Below are 19,176 nucleotides of genomic sequence, written 5' to 3'. Positions count from 1 at the left end.
ATTAGATGCAGGGACTTTTTGTGTTTTTAAATCAATAACGAAAAATAGGACAAGGATATTTTACTTTATAATGGAGGAATATACATGAATTTACTAGAAGATCTTCAATGGAGAGGTATTATTTACCAACAGACAGATGAAGCAGGATTGAAAGAACAATTGGAAAAAGGAATGACTAGTTTATATTGTGGCGTTGACCCTACTGCTGATAGCATGCATATTGGACATCTATTACCGTTTTTAACATTAAGACGTTTTCAAAACGCTGGACATCGCCCAATTGTGTTAGTAGGTGGGGCAACAGGTTTAATTGGGGATCCAAGTGGAAAAAGCGAAGAAAGAAAGCTACAAACATTAGATGTTATTGGCTATAATGTAAAATGCTTACAAGGACAATTGGAAAGAATCTTTGACTTTGATGGAACAAAAGGTGCAATTATGGTGAATAACTATGATTGGGCAGGGAAAATGGATATTGTTACATTCTTACGTGATTATGGAAAACACATTGGAATTAATTATATGTTAGCAAAAGATACCATTGCTAATCGTTTAGAAACAGGGATATCTTTTACTGAATTTACGTATACAATTTTACAAGCATTAGACTTTTTACATTTATATGAACATCATGATTGTAAATTGCAAATTGGCGGAAGTGACCAGTGGGGGAATATTACAACAGGGTTAGAATTAATTAGAAAGAACATGCCAGAAGGGGCTAAGGCGTATGGTTTAACCATTCCACTTGTGACAAAGGCAGATGGTACGAAGTTTGGTAAAACGGAAAGTGGTGCTGTTTGGTTAGATCCTGAAAAAACAACTCCTTATGAATTTTATCAATTTTGGATTAACACAGCAGATGCTGATGTGATTAAGTATTTGAAATTCTTTACTTTCCTTTCTAAAGAAGAAATTGAGGAATTAGAAAAGTCTGTACAAGAAGAGGCTCATCTCCGTAAAGCTCAAAAAACATTAGCGGAAGAGATGACGAAATTAATTCATGGAGAATCTGCCCTAGAACAGGCACAAAAAATAACGGCAGCGCTCTTTAGTGGAGATATAAAAAATTTAACGGCAGAAGAAATCAAACAAGGTTTTAAAGATGTGCCAACATATGAACATACAGAAGGAGAAGCTCTGCTTGTTGATTTATTAGTGGCTGCTGGTATTGTATCCTCGAAAAGACAAGCGCGCGAAGATATAACAAATGGTGCTGTCTATATTAATGGAGAGCGCAAACAGGAACTAGATTATGCACTTACTGAAGAAGATCGAATTGAAGGACAGTTTACCGTAATCCGTCGAGGCAAGAAAAAATATTATTTAATTAAGTTTTAATGGCAACCACCCTAAAAGGAAACTTTTAGGGTGGTTTTTTTGAAATGAAATAATGGTGTTTAATAAAATGAAATCAGTTTGTCGACAAACTGATTTTAGAAAAGTTAAAAGGGATTTTGATGCATTGCTTGTAGTGTGTAAGGGGTGAGATTCCTGTGGATTAGCGAGACAGCCTGAGATCCTGCAGGCTGTCAGCAGACCGCGGCTCAGCGCAAGTTCCACGGAAAGCAATGTCACTATTCTAAGAAATTATTAAATATACCATAGACCAACTTCTATTTCTAAAATTCTAAGGTTTGTCTACTGTCTGATGAAAGAACCATTTTTCATCAGACAGCATTTTTATGGCAACATTTTGTTACAATATATTGTCTAAAATGTGAAAAAGATATATTTTTTTCCATTTCTAATCTGTTTATCCAACAAATTGTTTTATACTTATAATAAACAATTGTTGAAGGAGGGAGAAACGGGAAGATGTAATAGACTTACTTTTCCTGTGAAATCAATGAAACTAAACAGTGAAGTCTTAAATGTACCGTCTCCTTTTTTAGAGTATATTGTAATGCGAATGTTTATGATGAAGTATTATGAAAAGGATCATTATTCTATCGCTTTTCAATACCCTTTAAGTCGTTTTGAGAGCAGCTATGTGATTCCGGAATTTCAAATGCTTTTTGATAAAGTAAAGTGGAAAAATAATATTGTTACTTTAATTAATCTACGGGCAAATATATATGAACAAATCCTCCTGCAAGTGAATCAATGTGATAGTCGATCATCCTATATGGCGATAATAGATTATTTGAATCAACAAACAAAAGTAGAAGATCGAATGGACTGCTTTCCGACAATCCTAACAGGAGATCTCGTTTCCCCCGAATGGAGTGTGGACTTCCAAAAGGACGGTATAATAGAACTATTTAAGAATCAAGAGATATTAGGGGATAAAATATGTCTTACTAGCAGGGAAGAAAAGGGGAAAGAAAAATGGGAATTTCAACAAATAATAAACCAGGTTGTCCATGAATATTGGCTTGTATATGAACAAAAAAGAGAAAAGACTGTTATTCAGATTAGTCTCCCGAATGTTAAATATACAAGAGATATAGAAATGAGAATAAAGGATTTGTTCTTTCCTTTTTTTCACCAAGTGCAAGTAGCAACATTTTTTTATGAAGAGGGATTATTTATAAATAATATTCTTGTAAAAAGACCAAAAAAGAAAGAAAAGGCTAATTGGGGAGAGCTCCTTTTTCCTTTGGGAGGAAAAGGGAATTGTGACTAGAAAAGACATAATGTCATTAAAAAAAGCCCTAATTCCAAAAGGAAAAAGGAGCTTTTTTTAGTAATTCTATTAACGAGAATAGAACTCAACGATAAGAGCTTCGTTAATTTCAGCTGGTAATTCAGAACGTTCTGGTAAACGAGTGAATGTACCTTCTAATTTATCTGCATCGAAAGTTAAGAAATCAGGTACGAAGTTATTTACTTCTACTGCTTCTTTAACAACTTCAAGGTTGCGAGATTTTTCACGTAAAGTGATAGTTTGACCAGCTTTAACGCGGTATGATGGGATATCAAGGCGTTTGCCATCTACTAAGATATGACCATGGTTAACTAATTGACGTGCTTGACGACGAGTACGAGCTAAACCTAAACGGTAAACAACGTTATCTAGGCGAGTTTCTAATAAGATCATGAAGTTTTCACCATGCTTACCAGTCATTTTACCTGCGATATCAAAAAGATTACGGAATTGACGTTCGTTCACACCATACATATGACGAAGTTTTTGTTTTTCTTGTAATTGTAATCCGTATTCTGATAATTTTTTACGTTGGTTTGGACCATGTTGTCCTGGAGCGTAAGGGCGTTTATCTAACTCCTTACCTGTACCACTTAAAGAAATACCAAGACGACGAGAAAGTTTCCAGCTTGGACCTGTATAACGAGCCATAATTGACTCCTCCTTCATGTTTTTATTTGGTAAAATAAAAACAGATGTAACATGTCTTCTTGTTTATTTTGTCTTCCTGTACCTTCGCCCTAGCAGCCAAGGGTTACTCAATACACCATCAAATCAATATTTGAGGAACAAAATAAGACAAAAAGTGTTTACATATGCTGCGCTATTTTACACAAAGAATATTATATGTTTTTTATAGGTGAAAAGTCAAGTAGTATTTGCAGATACGTTACTTTTCGAGAAAATCGTAGTATATCAACAAGATCTTATCATTTTTTTTCTACCTATTTATTGCCAATATGATATAATTAGTATAATTTAACTAGATTATCCTATTAGGTAATATATCCTAGAAATCCTTTTACATATATTTCATTGAAAGCCTATTGGGTAGCAATACTTTGAAGGATTTTATGCGTAATATTCCTCCAGTTTGAATAGGTATACATTATAAGTAATTAGAACTGTTTTTTGTTATTAGCATTATTAGTTAATGTCCTCCAAGAAATTATTTCCCTGTTATTAATTATGTGCTTTGTTTCTCAGAAATTTGTTGCGATTTAATTTCCAAAACTATATTTATTATTAAATAACCAAAATGGGATGGGAATTTATTTATAATGAGATTGCATATATCGATTTATTTTGTCTATGTAAATTATGAATAAATAATCAAAGAATGAATAGTTAGGTGAATTAGGTGATAAATACATGGACTTCCTTGGCCACCAAAAAATATTAATGTTAAAAAGTCGTTTTTTTGATTTATATAATACGAAAGTGATACATGAAAACATTGGCATCATCACGCAAGCTGCACTTGAAGCAATCCGAGAAGTATTTGGTGCCGTTGAAGTAACTTTGTATACTAACGAAGAATGGGATGTTAATTGGAAGATTGTATCTTCAACTGTATTAAAGAATTGCGAAGATAAAGCTGTTTGTCTGAACGAAGACATATCTTTTCTATGCGAATATAAATTTTCTCGAACTTCTATAAAAGATGATTTGGCACATGATTATATGTTGTTAGCACTTAATAACAAGAAAAAAGAAAAAGTCGATTATATTTTAGCGATTAAAATGAAGAAGGAAATATTGGATGACCCCAATGAAGAGAGTTTTTTGTTAGAGATGGCAGGGAAAGAAGTCGGAAGTTTTTTTGCGAATATGCAGAATATTGCGGACGCAATGAAAGAAAAAAAGAAATACAAGCAGTTATTTAAAGTGACGGAGAAATTTCATTCATCCATGATGATGGAAGACGTATTAAGAGAAGTTATCTTCACTTTAAAGGAAGTTTACCCATTCTATCATTATTTTCTTCTGCTTTCCCACGATAACAATAGTCCAACAGATTTACCAGTTAAGGACTTAGAATATGATGGCGAAAATATGGCTGCGATGGAAGCTTATGTCACTGCTGAATTGCAATTCGAAAACTTAAAAGAGGAAAAAAGTTCAGTTATTTATGCTCCTTTAAAAGGAAAACAAGGAGTCTATGGCGTTTTGCAAATTATTGTTCCAAATGCAATCTCCTTTCCGAAAAACGAAGTGGAATTTATTTCTTTATTAGCTAATACAGCAGGAGGGGCTTTGGAAAATGCTCAGTTATATCAACAATCAAAAAAATTAGTTACAGATTTGCAACTAATTAATGAGGCATCTCATCAATTAAATTCTAATTTGCGCTTAAACGAAATAATGACCTATATTTGTGAAAGAATATCTGCTAGTTTTGATGCACAAGAAGTAGGATTTATCTTATTTTCACTTGAAAACAATTCTACAAAAGTGCTGTCAGGGAGCTCTTCTTTCTTTTTTAATCAAGAATCACAGCAATATATTAAATATGTTAAAGAAAAAATTCAAATCGAGAAAGATTCTCTGTTTCTAGGAGATTTTAGTATGCAGCTTGAGGGGGCACGATATAAATCCATTATGGCTGTGCCGATGATGCAAACAGGTGTATTAAAGGGGGTTGCGATTGTCATGCATCCTTCTGCCTATCATTTTTCCTTTGATACATTTAAACTATTACAATCATTGATTCATCATTCGACCCTTGCCTTAACCAATTCTTTGTTAAGAGAAGAATTAGAAAAAATGGTTGTTACAGATCATTTAACAAAATTATATTCAAGAAATTATTTGGATGAAAAAATCCAAATGTCTTTACGGGAAGATAAGGAAGGAACGTTTATTTTAATTGATATCGATGATTTTAAATTGATAAATGACACATATGGTCATCAAATTGGCGATGATATTATTATACAGGTAGCGAATATTATTAAAGATAATATTCGAAGTTCTGATATTGGTTCTAGATGGGGTGGAGAGGAATTAGCCATTTATCTTCCTAGAGTTCCTCTTTCTTTAGGTGTTACTATTGCTGAAAGATTAGTAAAAAAGGTAAGGGGAAATTCTAAACCAGCAGTAACCATTTCATGCGGGGTTTCTTATTGGAATAAACAAAGTAATGATACGTATAATACCCTTTTTAAGCGTGCTGATAAAGCATTGTACACGGCAAAAGAAACAGGAAAAGACAAGGTTATTATTCAAAATACTCTTCTTATTTAGAGAATAAAAAGGTGTTTTACCTTTCTCCACAGGAAAGATAAAACACCTTTTTTGCAAGCTGACAATAACAAAATTATTCTTATAATTATAAATACTTAACTAAAGTAGAAGCGAATAATTCTAAGTATTTTTGATCCAATTCATCAAATCGATTCTTTTCTGGGGAATCGATATCAAGTACTCCAATTAATGTGCCATCTTCTTTGACTAATGGGATGACAATTTCGGATTGAGAAGCTGCATCACACGCAATATGGCCAGGGAATTGATGGACATCCTCAACTCTTACAGTTTCTTTATTGTGAGCAGCTGTACCACAAACACCTCTCCCAAATGGAATACGAACACAAGCAGGTAATCCTTGGAATGGTCCAAGAACTAGTTCATTTTCTTCTACCAGATAAAAACCTACCCAATTGATGTTTTGCAAAAATTGATTCAATAATGCGGAGGCATTAGATAGATTCGCAATAGCATTATGTTCTCCCTCTAATAATGCACGTAATTGCTTTTCAACTAATTGATACTGTTGTTCGCGGTTACCATTATATGTTTCGACACTAAACATGTATATCACCAATCTTTCTCATTTTAAATGTTGTTTTTTGACGATAAATACAGAAGAATCCAGCACTTTGTCGGAAGGTTTTTAAAGGATTCTTCCTACTGATAAAGAAATGTAATTAAATAGAAAACGATTGTCTTTACAAAAACAGTCTTTCTCAATTATATAGAAGTTTTTAATATTCAACCATACTTTTTAATGATTCGCAACAGAAAAGAGGTAGACTAGATGAAAGAAATTTCAACAAGGGATGCCATTGTGGAAGCAGCCGTTTCTTTATTTAATCGAAAAGGCTATCACGGTACTTCTATACGTGATATTGCTGGATTAGCAAAGGTGAATATTGCCAATATATCGTATTATTTCAATGGGAAACAAGGATTGTTAGAGTATTGCTATATGAACTTTTTTGAAACGTATTTAGAACTGCTTGAACAAGTATTTCTTCAGTCTGATAGTCCAACAGAGAAATTGAAGAAAATGGTGGATTGCATTATTACCTATCAATGTAAAAATCCACAGCTGACAAGATTTGTTTTACGAGAGGTATCCATCGATTCACAAGTTGTAAGAGAAATAATGTCCACCTATTATGTGAAAGAAAGGTATATTTTTACGCAAATCCTTGAAAAAGGAATCGAGAGGAAGGAATTTAGAAAACAATCTATTTCCTATAGTATTATACAATTAAAAGGACTGCTCTCGATGCCTTTTATTCATTCTTATTATGTGACCGAAGTTCTTCATATTTTTTTAAATGAGGACTACTTTAAAAGAAAATATTTAGAAGAGATTCATCGGTGGATTCACGATGTTGTTTGTTTGAACGAAAAAGAATTATTGATTATTCCATAACATGACGTCCCAGCCTTGCCCTAAATCTTTTGCCTGATGAGCATCAGATCCATATACTAAAGGGATATCACGGTTTATCGCTTCCTGCACAATCCATTTAGGGGGATATGGTTCTTTGCAATATGGCTTATTTACGCCTGCACCATTATAATCCAGTTCATATCCATGTATTTTCACTTCATCTAAAATGGTGAAAATAATAGTTTGAAAGTTTTGTTCCTGTGGATAAAGCTGCTGGAACTTATGTATAAGGGTGATGTGGCCTAGTCTTTTTGGCTTGGCTGGGCCTAAGTCTGCTTTAATCGATTTAAGAAGTGTTTGATAGTAGCAGTCATATAGTTTTGAAACTCCCCCATACTGTTCCACCATATGTCCAAAATATTCAGGACTATAATCCACACAATCATAACGATTAGATAATGGATTTTTCAAAAAGTGAACACTTAGGATACTGTCGTCCAAAAAATGTCCCCATTCAGCTAGAAAATCTTTTATTTCTAGTTCGAATCCTTCTATATAATCTATTTCAAGTCCTATATTGATCTTTATTCTTTCTTTATATTCTTTCTTGATATGCTGAACTTCCTTTATGTAGAAAGGCAATGCTTCCAGCGTTATACTACTATCCTGTGTTGGGGTGGTATCGATAAAACTTTTTGGTAAGGGTGCATGCTCTGTAAATGTCATTTCCGTAAAACCCAGCATAATTGCTTGTTCAACGTATTGCCTAAGCGAATCCTTCGTTCCATGAGGACAAAATGGTGTATGGATATGTCCGTCCTTCTTCATTGTAATTACCATCCTTTCTATTCCTTCTATATTCAATATATACTTAATTTAACAGCGAGGTAAATAAAGAAGTTTTCCTACGTGTATTTTTAAATGAATCCTTATATAATGAAGATATCTATCGAACTTTGAAAAAAGAATACGAAATTATGAAAAAAACGTAAAATAATAGTCAAAAATTGTCGTTTACATGTTATCATAAATACAAAGAATTTTACTTGCTTATAAGGAGACATCTCTTAATTGTTTTAACATATTTCGTTATCACATAGATTTGTTGAACTTAATAAGTTTTTTAGGGCATTTAATCCTTTGTCTTTATTTACGGATTACTGCTGCTTAATTTTGATTAACAATAGTGAAAATAGATACGGAATTATGGCCGGTGTATGAACAGGGGGCTTCAAATGAATTACATAATTGGAGGAATAGGAATAGTTATTTGCCTATTCGTAGCGGGATATTTTATTAAAAGAAAGTATTATAACGGAGTAGATGAATTAGAAAACTGGAAAATAAATATCATGAATCGTCCAGTACTGGAAGAGCTCGCGAAGGTTAAACAATTAAATATGATTGGACAAACTGAAGAGTTATTTGAAAGATGGAGAAAAGAATGGGACGATATCGTTACGGCTGAATTACCTGAAATTGAAGAGCTGCTTTTTGATACAGAGAGTTATATTGATAAATATAATTTTCCAAAAGCGAAAAAGACACAAGATATTATTCGGATGAAAATGGAAAGTGTGGATAAAAGAATTGATACACTATTAGAAGAGCTTAATAACCTTGTCGGCAGTGAAGAAAAAAACCGCACTGAAATGGAAGAACTTAAAGAATCTTATCGTGTCAGCAAAAAAAATCTTTTAGCCCATCGCCATACTTTTGGTGATACAGAGAAAAAGATTGAAACAATGCTTCAAGAAATAGCGGAATTATTTATTACTTATGATGAGAAAACGAATAATGGAGATTATTTAGAAGCAAGAGAAATAGTATATAAAATCCAGGATCGTTTATCAACTATTACTTATTTGATTGAAAAAATTCCTCCATTATTAATTGAATGTCAAACGAAGCTGCCAGAACAACTTGATGAGTTAAAAGATGGGTATGCAGATATGATAGAGCAAGGATACATTTTAGAACATTTGCAAATGGAAGAAGAAATAGCAAGTTTAACTAATGAACTTGCTTCCACAGAAACAGATTTAAAGGAAGGAAATGTGGAAGCTGTAGAGAAGGTTGTTTCTGAAATTCAGGATAAACTAGATTTACTTTATGACTTATTAGAAAAAGAAGTGCTAGCAAAAAATTATTGCCATATCAATATGAATGCAACAAAAGAAATCTTAGCAGATGTACAGCAAGGAAATGCGCAGCTTCAAGTAGAGGTTGGATTGTTACAAAAGAACTATAATTTAGATAATGAAGATATTGAGCTTCAATTTAAGCTAGAGAAGAAATTAAATTTTCTTTTCAAGCAATATGAAGTATTAGAGCATAAACTACTGACCGAATCAGCAGCACATACACTTTTGGGAGAAGAGTTAAAAGTATTAAAGGAACAGTTAGAAAATGCTTCTTTAGAACAAAAAGCACTATTTGAAAAGCTTCATGCCCTTCGTAAAGACGAAGTTTCTGCCCATAATCGCTTAAGAGAATTAAGTAAACAAGTGGCCGATGCGGTAAGAAGAGTGACAAATAGCAATTTGCCAGGTGTGACAGAGGAATATAATCAACTAATGCAAGAAGCAAAAGAGAGTATTGATCAAGCAAAAAGAATGCTAGAGCATACGCCGTTAAATATGGTTGAAGCGAAGAAGATCATTGATGTGACCGAAGAAAAAGTGACAATGCTAGTAAACGTAACAATTGAATTGGTTGAAACGGTTTATTTAGCAGAGAAAATTATTCAATATGGAAATAGATATCGTCGTAAATATCAAAAAGTCCATCAAGGTTTATTAGAAGCTGAAGCTCATTTTAGAAACTACCGCTATAAAGAGGCATTGCAATATGCAGCAGCCACCATCGAAGAAATAGAGCCAGGCAGTATGAATAAAATCGAAGCTTGGTCAAATGAATGGAAAGAAAATCAACATTAAGAAGCCAAAGTAATATGTGTAAAAAAGTCTGAGGAAATCAACTCAGACTTTTTTTTACGGAATGAAGGGAATGGTGCAGCTTATCCGTGTATTTGCAAAAGGTTTAACATATGGTAGCATTATAAAGTAAAACTTTCATGGTGGGGCTTAATACCTAAATGCAACGGGCATCTGTCGTTAAGTGTTTGGCTTAGCGGATATCCTGTCAAAGAGTATAAAAAAGCAGCGCAGTTTTCAATCGATAAATATTCTTTTGAAAAACCACTTCTTTCTAGAAAGATCCTATTTTTAAGATATGATACGACTAATGGCTGTTAATAAATATATCCATTTAACTAAGTAAAGTTAACTTTTTCAAGGAAAGGAAATTCCGATGTAATGATCTATATAGATAATAGTGCTACAACTAAACCTTTTTCAGAAGTTCTTGAATCTTATACAACAGTATCTCAAAAGTTTTTTGGAAATCCATCCTCGATCCATCGGATAGGTATGGAAGCGGAGAAACTACTAATACAGGCAAGAGAGCAAATTGCTGAGCTCTTAGAAGTAAAGAGTAATGAAATATATTTTACTTCAGGAGGAACAGAAGGGAATAATACTGTTTTAAAAGGGATAGCTCGTACGTTTAAAGGAAAAGGAAATCATATAATAACAACAACTATTGAACATGATTCTATTCACAAGGTAATGGAACAATTAGCAGAAGATGGTTTTACTATTACGTATGTCCCCGTTAATAAATATGGACAAGTTTCTGCAGAAGATATAGTCAAACATATTCGTAAAGAAACCATCCTAGTCTCAGTGATGCATGTTAATAATGAAGTAGGTTCAATTCAGCCGATTGAAGAGATAGGCAAGTGTTTATCTAATTATCCGAATGTTTTTTTTCATGTGGATGGAGTTCAAGGAATTGGAAAGCAGCCAATTTCTTTAAAGAAGGCTAATGTAGACGCTTATACGATTTCAGCACATAAATTTCATGGACTTAAAGGGAATGGCGTTCTTTATATAAAAGAAGGTAAAAGAATTCAACCACTATTAGCCGGCGGTGGTCAAGAAAATACTTTTAGAAGTGGAACAGAGAATGTAGCTGGGGCAGTAGCAACTGCCAAGGCATTACGGATGCAGTTACAAAATCAAAAAGAGAAAATGTCTGTCCTCACACAAATAAATCTTTATTTGCGTGAACAGCTAGCTAGAATAGATGGTGTCTCTATCCATTCGCCAGCTCTAGGAAAAAGTGTGGCCCATATTCTTAATTTCTCTATTGAAGGAATAAAAGCAGAGGTATTTGTTCATGCATTAGAAGAACGTGATATTTATATTTCTACAACGAGTGCATGTTCTTCCAAAACTAATAAAGTTAGTAAGACATTATTAGGTATGGGTGTACCCGAACAAATTGCTGAAAACTCTTTTCGAATTAGTTTATCGTATGCAAACACAATGGAAGAAATGGAAAAAGTAATGGCTGCAATACAAGATATTAAAGAATGGTTGAGAGGTGTAATGAAATGAAATATGATCGTATTTTAATACGCTATGGGGAACTATCTACAAAGGGGAGAAATAGAAAACAATTTGTAGATAAATTAAGACGGACAATTGCAAAGTCTTTAGAGGCATTTCCGACTGTGTCTATTGAAGCAAAAAGAGAAAGAATGTATGTATTATTAAATGGGGAAGATGTTGACGGAATTTCCAAAGTTCTAAAAAATATCTTTGGTATTCAATCTTTTAGTCCTGCAATAAAGCTAGAAAGAGATATCGAAATAATCAAAGCGGCAGCTTTAGAAATTGTTACTTCTTTATATGAGGAAGGGTCTACTTTCAAAATAAGTGCTAGACGCGCAGATAAAGGGTTTGAACTTGACACTAATGAAATCAATCAGACAATTGGTGGTCATTTATTAAAAAATATCCCTGGTTTAAAAGTAGATGTTAAAAACCCTGATATAAATGTCCAAATTGAAGTCAGAACAGAAGCTATCTACCTTTCCTGTGAAAATATAGCAGGAGCAGGAGGATTACCTTCAGGAACAAGTGGAAAAGCAATGTTGATGTTATCTGGAGGATTAGATAGTCCGGTAGCTGGATACTTGTCCATGAAAAGGGGACTTGAAGTAGAGGGAGTACATTTCTTTAGTCCGCCGTTTACTAGTGAAAGAGCAAAACAAAAGGTAATTGATATTTCGGAGAAACTGGCCAGTTTTAACGGACATTTTGTTTTGCATATTGTTCCATTTACGACAATTCAGCAGTTGATTCATAAACAAATTCCAGAGAACTATACGATGACTGCAACACGAAGAATTATGTTAAGAATCACAGATGAAATTCGGAAAAGACAAGAAGCATTAGCTATCATTACGGGAGAAAGCTTAGGGCAAGTGGCGAGCCAAACGCTCGAAAGCATGTATGCGATCAATGACGTGACTAATACTCCTATTTTAAGACCTTTAATAACAACAGATAAAACGGAAATTATTGAATGGGCAAAGAAAATTGATACCCATGATATTTCCATTCGTCCATATGAGGATTGTTGTACAGTATTTGTGCCTTCTTCTCCAAAAACAAAACCGAAAAAGGAAAAAATACAGTATTATGAAAGTTTTACTGATTTTGAGCCCTTGATTGAAGAAGCAGTCAAAAATGTGGAAACGATAATTCTGAAAAGAGAAGAGAGTAATAAAGTAAACACGGAAACGGATTCCCTTTTCTGAGCGAAGCAGTATAATTTTTGGTAACAAAAATTCCCAATATTTTATTTTTGTGAAGAATTACCAGTAATTAAAACGAATGAATGCCATGTGTATTACACATTCTATTATCACAAGGAGGTGATACACATGGCAAGCAGCAACAATTCAAATCAATTATTAGTACCTGGAGTTTCTCAAGCTCTAGATCAAATGAAATATGAAATTGCTACTGAGTTTGGTGTAAACTTAGGTGCTGAAACAACTTCTCGCGCTAACGGTTCAGTTGGTGGTGAAATCACTAAACGTTTAGTTCAAATGGCTGAGCAACAATTAGGCGGCGGTTTCTCAAAATAATTGAATAAAATGGCTACAAGGAGCAAGGCATAACGCCTTGCTCTTTCTTTGCGGTATTGTTTAAAAATAAATGGGGCTGAGACAAAACTAAAAAGGATATGCTTAAAGCTGAATAATCATTTGTTGAATTAGACGAATGATAAATAAAATCTATTTTTGTTTCTCTCCCCGCGGAAAGCGAGTGACTGGAGCGCAATGGAACGAACTTGTTTTTTAGCTATAAAAAAGATAAATCAGCGAAAAGAAAAACCCGAACTATTACGATGTTTTATTGTATTATAGTTTGGCTTTTTCTTTATGTAAAATTCTTTTGTCCCACCCTCTTCTATCGAACTTCCATGTAGATATTAGAGTAATTCTTTAAAAAACTATCAATTTCCTAGTGCTTTGAAATTTAAATAATTTAAAAAATACAAATGGGGTAGTATAATGGGTTAAGTATTTACAATTAGAATCAGGAGGAATTGATTATGAAGACGGAAGATTTAATAGCTCCAAAACAATATAATTTTGTTTCGGAGATTGAGAAATTTGCCCAGAATCAAGATAGACTTGCATTGAAATGGGAGAACGAAGAAGGCGAAACAAAAGAAGTTACATATTCCTCCTTAATGAAAGCAGCAAATAGAATAGGAAATGTATTTAAGGATGAGGGTTTACAAAAAGGAGATGTCGTGCTTGTTATTGTTCCGCGAATAATAGAAGCATATCAAGTATATTTAGCTGCATTAAAATTAGGATTAACGATTTTACCAAGTTCCGAAATGCTGCGTGCCAAAGATTTGCAATATCGGATCAAGCATGGAGATGTAAAAGCAGTTGTTAGTTATTATCCTTTCATAGGCGAATTAGAACTAGTGGAAGATATACATATGATTAAACGGTTTGTGCTGGGAGAAGAAAAAGAAGGATGGATGCATTTAGATGCAAGGGCACAGGATGTTTCTGACGAGCTACAGTTAGCTCCTACATTGAAAACAGATACGGCTTTTATTTCCTATACTTCAGGAACTACAGGGAACCCAAAAGGTGTTGTACATACGCATGGCTGGGCATATGCTCACCTAAGAACAGCTGCTCCAAATTGGCTCTGTATTGAAGAAGGAGATTTAGTGTGGGCAACAGCAGGACCTGGATGGCAAAAATGGGTATGGAGTCCTTTATTATCAGTATTAGGTTCAGGAGCAATTGGACTTGTTTATCATGGTAGATTTAATCCGGAAAAATATTTACAGCTTTTGGAGAAATATGAGGTTAATGTTTTCTGTTGTACACCAACGGAGTATCGTCTAATGGCGAAAGTGGAGGATATTCATAAGTATCAATTAAACCAATTACGAAGTGCTGTTTCTGCTGGCGAACCCTTAAACAGGGAAGTAATTGATGTATTTAAAGAACATTTCCACCTAGATGTACGTGATGGATATGGACAAACAGAAAATACATTATTAGTTGGGATAACAAAAGGAGTCGAATTAAGACCTGGATCCATGGGAAAACCAACACCAGGAAATTTGGTGGAAATTATCAATGAAGATGGTGAAATTTGTTCAGTTGGTGAAGTAGGAGACATAGCAGTTCACAAAGATACGCCAGCGTTGTTTAAGGAATATTTAAAAGAACCAGAAAGAACACAAAATCAATTTCGCGGGGATTATTACGTTACAGGAGATCGTGCGAGAAAAGATGAAGATGGCTATTATTGGTTTGAAGGTAGAAGAGATGATATTATTATCAGTTCTGGCTATACGATTGGACCATTTGAAGTGGAAGATGCGCTTGTTAAACATAAAGCGGTGAAAGAATGTGCGGTTGTAGCAAGTCCAGATCCAATAAGAGGGAATGTAGTGAAGGCATTTGTCGTCCTTAGAGATGGAATCGAAGGAAACGAGGAATTAACGAAAGAGCTGCAATCCCATGTAAAGAAATTAACCGCTCCTTATAAATATCCTCGGAAAATAGAATTTATGAATGAGCTACCAAAAACGACGTCAGGTAAAATTAGACGAGTTGAATTAAGAGAGAATGAAAAAAATAGTAAGTACTAAAATAGTATATTAAATGAAATAGGGAGACAAAAAGGGCACTTTAAAGAGTGTCCTTTTTGTAAAAAGAAAAGTGGAAATGGGAGGGGTTTTCATGAAAAAACTTATTTATGGTGGGAAAATATACACACTTAAAGAAGACGGAGATCTCATAGAAGCTATACTAACAGATGGACAGTATATAGTAGATTATGGTGATAAGGAATATTTGCAAGAAAAACATGGCGGAACCATAGAGGGAGAAATAGACTTAAAAGGCGATGTGCTTCTACCAGGCTTTGTCGATAGTCATATGCATTTGATTGGCCACGGAGAAAAGCTTTTAAGACTAAATTTATCTGCTTGCACATCAAAAGAGGAAGCTTTACAGATGTTAGCTAGTTATGCAAGGGATATTAAAGAAGGGCAATGGATTATTGGCGATGGTTGGAATGAAAACATGTGGCCTGAACAGAAAGTCCTGACAGCTAAGGACATCGATCAGCATGTTTCTAATCATCCCGTTCTCCTTAATCGGATATGCAAGCATGCGATTGCGGTGAATTCATATGCTTTAAAGATTGCCAATATTACAAATGATACACCAGTTCCATTCGGGGGAGTTATGGAGAAGGATGAATTAGGCAATCCTAACGGTGTATTTAAAGATCAAGCTCAAGAATTAATTACAAGTGTTCTACCAAAAGTAACAGACGAATATGTGGAGAATGCATTGCGAGCGGGAATTAAAGATGCTTATCGATTAGGCCTTACTGGAGCTCATACAGAAGACTTAAATTACTATCATGGATATAAAGGAACATATCAGTCCTTTAAAAAAGTAATCGAAGAAGAGGGCAATCTATTTAGAGCCCATCTGCTTGTGCACCATGAAGTGTTTGAAGAGATGATAGAAGATGGTGGGAAATACTTAGGTGGTTCCGAATGGGTAGAGTTTGGTAGCATGAAGATATTTGCAGATGGCGCTTTCGGAGGAAGAACTGCCTTTTTAAGTAGACCGTATCATGATGATCCTTCGACAAATGGAGTAAGTATTTTTACCCAAGAAAGGTTAAATGACCTAGTAGCAATGGCTAGAGAAAAAGAATGCCCGATTGCTGTACATGCCATTGGGGATGCTGCCTTTGAGATGGTGTTGAATGCCATTGAAAAGTATCCTTTGCAAGGCTTTGGGAGAGACCGTCTTATCCATGCAACCATGCTGCGCAAGGATTTAATCGAACGCTTGAAGGGATTACCTTTAATACTAGATATCCAGCCTAGCTTTGTAGTTTCCGATTTTCCATGGGTTATCGACAGACTGGGAGAGGAAAATTTAGCATACTGTTATGCTTGGAAAACTTTATTAGAAGAAGGGTTGCATTGTGCAGGAGGTTCAGATGCTCCAATTGAAAATGTGAATCCTTTAGTAGGAATTCAAGCAGCAGTGACAAGATCTAACCAAGAGGATAAACAAGGAAAAGGATATATTCCCAAAGAGGCTTTAACGATTTATGAAGCAGTTTGCCTGTATACAAAAGGCAGTGCCTATGCAATTTGTCATGAAGAGGATCGGGGGAAAATTGAGAAAGGGTATGTAGCGGATTTTACGATTTTAAATAAGGATATTTTTCACGTAAATCCACATGAAATAGAGAAAATCAAGGTAATGAAAACGATTGTTGGAAATGAAATAATGTATGAACGTAATTAACAGAGGAAGTTAATCCATTCCAAAGATTTCTAAAAAAGATTGATTGTCAGCCTCCAAAAAAATATATATAATATGGAATATTTCGATTGTAGAAAGAAGCGATGAAAAATGGAGAAAAATAATGTACGGATAGGGGCCATCTTTGCGGGAATTTCCTATTTAATATGGGGGCTGTTTCCGATATATTGGAAACATCTGCAAGGAGTAGGAGCAGATGAAATACTTGCAAACAGAATAGTTTGGTCGTTTATTTTTATGTGTATTTTACTAACTATTACACGGAAATGGACACTGTTTTTTCAAACACTACGATCTTTTAAGTATCAAAAAAAACAGGGGATTATGCTATTTATAGCCTCTGTGCTAGTTAGTTGTAACTGGTTTATCTATATTTGGGCGGTAAATGCCAACAAAATAATCGAAACGAGTCTTGGGTATTATATAAATCCATTAGTAAGTGTATTATTAGGCATTTTTGTGATGAAAGAAAAATTATCGAAGATCCAGTATGTTTCCGTTTTATTAGCTGCAATTGGAGTTTGTATTATTACATTCGCCCATGGAGCCTTTCCTTGGATAGCAATATCTTTAGCAATGACATTTGGTTTATATGGCTTGGCCAAAAAATTAATCAAAGTTGATTCCGATGTAGGATTAACATTGGAAACCATGTTTATTACCCCATTTGCACTCCTTTATATCGGTTATTTATTTGCTAAAGGGGATCATGCCTTTTTGGCCATTTCAACCAGTTTAGACTTTTTGTTAATTATATCAGGCGTGTTAACAGCTGTTCCGTTATTATTTTTCGCTAAGGGAGCGCAACGAATTCCTTTATCCATGCTAGGATTCATACAATACTTAACACCTACATTGACATTAATTCTTGGTGTATTTGTCTATCATGAGCCTTTTACAACGGCACACTTATTAGCATTTATATTTATTTGGTCTGCATTAACAATTTATTCTCTTTCACGAACAAAGCTATTTTCTTCAGCAAAAAAGAAAGAAGCTAAAGGAATAGCATGAGAAGTAAAATAATAAATATTGAAGTTGGTTTTTCTGAAACATTTTTGTTGGTAGGACGTATAGAAAATAGAACAAATATTAGGGGGTTTTGAGTGAATGAATGGAAAACGTTGGGCGGCTTTAGGAATAGCAGGTGTTATTTTTGCCTTCTCCATTATTACTAGTTTGGTATCAATAGCATTTACAACCGATGTGGAAGAGTTATTTGGGCAATTTCTAGGCGAAGGTAAAGCGCCTTATGTAGAAGAATACATAGAGGATGGTAATATTGCTAAGAAAATAGCGGTTCTAGAAGTGTCTGGAACGATACAGGATACTGGGGATGCTGATTCTCTTTTTTCAGCAGCTGGTTATAACCATACTTCCTTTATGGAAAAGCTGGATTACATAAAAGAAGATCCAAGTGTAAAAGGAGTTATTTTGAAAGTGAACTCTCCAGGTGGAGGAGTAGTGGAAAGTGCGCAGATTCACGATAAAATAGTGGAAATTCAAAAGGAAGCTAAAATACCTGTCTACGTATCAATGGGATCAATGGCAGCTTCTGGTGGTTATTATATTTCAGCTCCTGCTGATAAAATTTTTGCAAGTCCTGAAACATTAACGGGATCGCTTGGTGTTATTATGAGTGGATATAATTTTGAAGGTCTTGCTGAAAAGTACGGAGTCGAGTTTGTTACAATTAAAAGTGGTAAATACAAGGATATCATGAGTTCTACTAGAGAAATGACAGAGGAAGAAAGAGAAATTTTACAACGATTAATTGATAATTCTTATGCGGGCTTTGTTAAAGTCATTGCAGACGGACGAGGTATGAAAGAGGCAGAAGTAAAGAAAATCGCAGATGGTCGTATCTATGATGGAAGACAAGCGAAGGAATTAAATTTGATTGATGATTTTGGTTATTTTGATGATGTTGTAGAAAAGATGAAAGCAGACTATAAATTAAATGATGCTGCGGTTGTTAAGTATACGGACAATACTGGCTTTGGTTCCTTGTTTGGCATGACTGCGAAAAAATTAATAACAAGTGAGGATAAAGAATTAGCAAATATATTAAAAATCGTCACAAATGCTAACTCACCTCGTTTAATGTATTTATATGCAGAATAGGAGGGGAACTAATTG

15 protein-coding genes are annotated in these 19,176 nt (G+C 34.3%); 12 read left to right on the top strand and 3 right to left on the bottom strand.

The window, feature by feature from the left end; genetic code table 11:
- Window positions 1–84: 84 nt before the first annotated feature.
- A complete protein-coding gene (gene tyrS, locus C2I06_RS11730; protein WP_123258087.1) occupies window positions 85–1,341 on the top strand; it encodes a tyrosine--tRNA ligase in 1,257 nt (418 codons plus the stop codon).
- 565 nt (window positions 1,342–1,906) lie between these two features.
- Complete coding sequence (locus tag C2I06_RS11725; protein WP_141231360.1) at window positions 1,907–2,629, top strand: hypothetical protein; 723 nt, start codon at window positions 1,907–1,909, stop codon at window positions 2,627–2,629.
- A gap of 69 nt (window positions 2,630–2,698) precedes the next feature.
- Here the strand turns inward: C2I06_RS11725 and rpsD are convergent, their stop codons facing one another.
- Window positions 2,699–3,301: a 30S ribosomal protein S4 gene (gene rpsD / locus C2I06_RS11720; protein ID WP_095332421.1), complete on the bottom strand. Its 603-nt coding sequence runs from the start codon at window positions 3,299–3,301 to the stop codon at window positions 2,699–2,701.
- Between the two features lie 720 nt (window positions 3,302–4,021).
- On the opposite strand from rpsD, the gene C2I06_RS11715 reads away from it, so the two are divergent.
- A complete protein-coding gene (locus C2I06_RS11715; RefSeq protein ID WP_095332419.1) occupies window positions 4,022–5,896 on the top strand; it encodes a sensor domain-containing diguanylate cyclase in 1,875 nt (624 codons plus the stop codon).
- Between the two features lie 85 nt (window positions 5,897–5,981).
- On the opposite strand, the gene C2I06_RS11710 is transcribed toward C2I06_RS11715, so the two are convergent.
- A complete protein-coding gene (locus C2I06_RS11710) occupies window positions 5,982–6,464 on the bottom strand; it encodes a GAF domain-containing protein (protein ID WP_047941831.1) in 483 nt (160 codons plus the stop codon).
- Window positions 6,465–6,689: 225 nt separating this feature from the next.
- Between C2I06_RS11710 and refZ the strand changes: the two genes are divergently transcribed.
- Entirely contained in the window at window positions 6,690–7,316 is a 627-nt protein-coding gene (refZ, locus tag C2I06_RS11705) for a forespore capture DNA-binding protein RefZ (RefSeq protein WP_095332417.1), read from the top strand.
- Here refZ and hisJ read toward each other — a convergent pair.
- The gene (gene hisJ, locus C2I06_RS11700; RefSeq protein ID WP_123259148.1) at window positions 7,299–8,105 is read right to left on the bottom strand and encodes a histidinol-phosphatase HisJ; all 807 of its coding nucleotides are present in this window, start codon (window positions 8,103–8,105) and stop codon (window positions 7,299–7,301) included. The two genes, refZ and hisJ, sit on opposite strands and share 18 nt — an antisense overlap.
- Window positions 8,106–8,512: 407 nt before the next feature.
- Here hisJ and ezrA point away from each other — a divergent pair, with 407 nt between their 5' ends.
- From ezrA to sppA, 8 genes are all read left to right on the top strand, one after another.
- Window positions 8,513–10,216, top strand: a complete 1,704-nt coding sequence (gene ezrA / locus C2I06_RS11695) for a septation ring formation regulator EzrA (protein WP_123258086.1) — start codon at window positions 8,513–8,515, stop codon at window positions 10,214–10,216.
- Between the two features lie 378 nt (window positions 10,217–10,594).
- Window positions 10,595–11,740: a cysteine desulfurase family protein gene (locus C2I06_RS11690; RefSeq protein ID WP_123258085.1), complete on the top strand. Its 1,146-nt coding sequence runs from the start codon at window positions 10,595–10,597 to the stop codon at window positions 11,738–11,740.
- Complete coding sequence (gene thiI, locus C2I06_RS11685) at window positions 11,737–12,948, top strand: tRNA uracil 4-sulfurtransferase ThiI (protein ID WP_095332411.1); 1,212 nt, start codon at window positions 11,737–11,739, stop codon at window positions 12,946–12,948. The genes C2I06_RS11690 and thiI overlap by 4 nt, the downstream gene beginning before the upstream one ends.
- Before the next feature lie 126 nt (window positions 12,949–13,074).
- Entirely contained in the window at window positions 13,075–13,281 is a 207-nt protein-coding gene (locus tag C2I06_RS11680) for an alpha/beta-type small acid-soluble spore protein (protein ID WP_031534962.1), read from the top strand.
- Between the two features lie 470 nt (window positions 13,282–13,751).
- Complete coding sequence (mbcS, locus tag C2I06_RS11675) at window positions 13,752–15,329, top strand: acyl-CoA synthetase MbcS (protein ID WP_095332407.1); 1,578 nt, start codon at window positions 13,752–13,754, stop codon at window positions 15,327–15,329.
- Window positions 15,330–15,420: 91 nt separating this feature from the next.
- Window positions 15,421–17,019, top strand: coding sequence for an amidohydrolase (locus C2I06_RS11670; protein WP_095332405.1), 1,599 nt, complete (start codon window positions 15,421–15,423; stop codon window positions 17,017–17,019).
- 108 nt (window positions 17,020–17,127) lie between these two features.
- The gene (rarD, locus tag C2I06_RS11665; protein ID WP_123258084.1) at window positions 17,128–18,051 is read left to right on the top strand and encodes an EamA family transporter RarD; all 924 of its coding nucleotides are present in this window, start codon (window positions 17,128–17,130) and stop codon (window positions 18,049–18,051) included.
- A gap of 96 nt (window positions 18,052–18,147) precedes the next feature.
- Window positions 18,148–19,161 carry a signal peptide peptidase SppA gene (sppA, locus tag C2I06_RS11660; RefSeq protein WP_095332402.1) on the top strand — a complete coding sequence of 338 codons (1,014 nt, stop codon included), beginning with the start codon at window positions 18,148–18,150 and terminating at the stop codon, window positions 19,159–19,161.
- Window positions 19,162–19,176: the final 15 nt, after the last annotated feature.

It is taken from the genome of Niallia circulans (genome assembly GCF_003726095.1).
Lineage (GTDB): Bacteria > Bacillota > Bacilli > Bacillales > Cytobacillaceae > Niallia > Niallia circulans_A.
The sequence above is the reverse complement of the archived record's forward strand: the minus strand, read 5'-3'. Positions and strand labels throughout refer to the sequence as shown.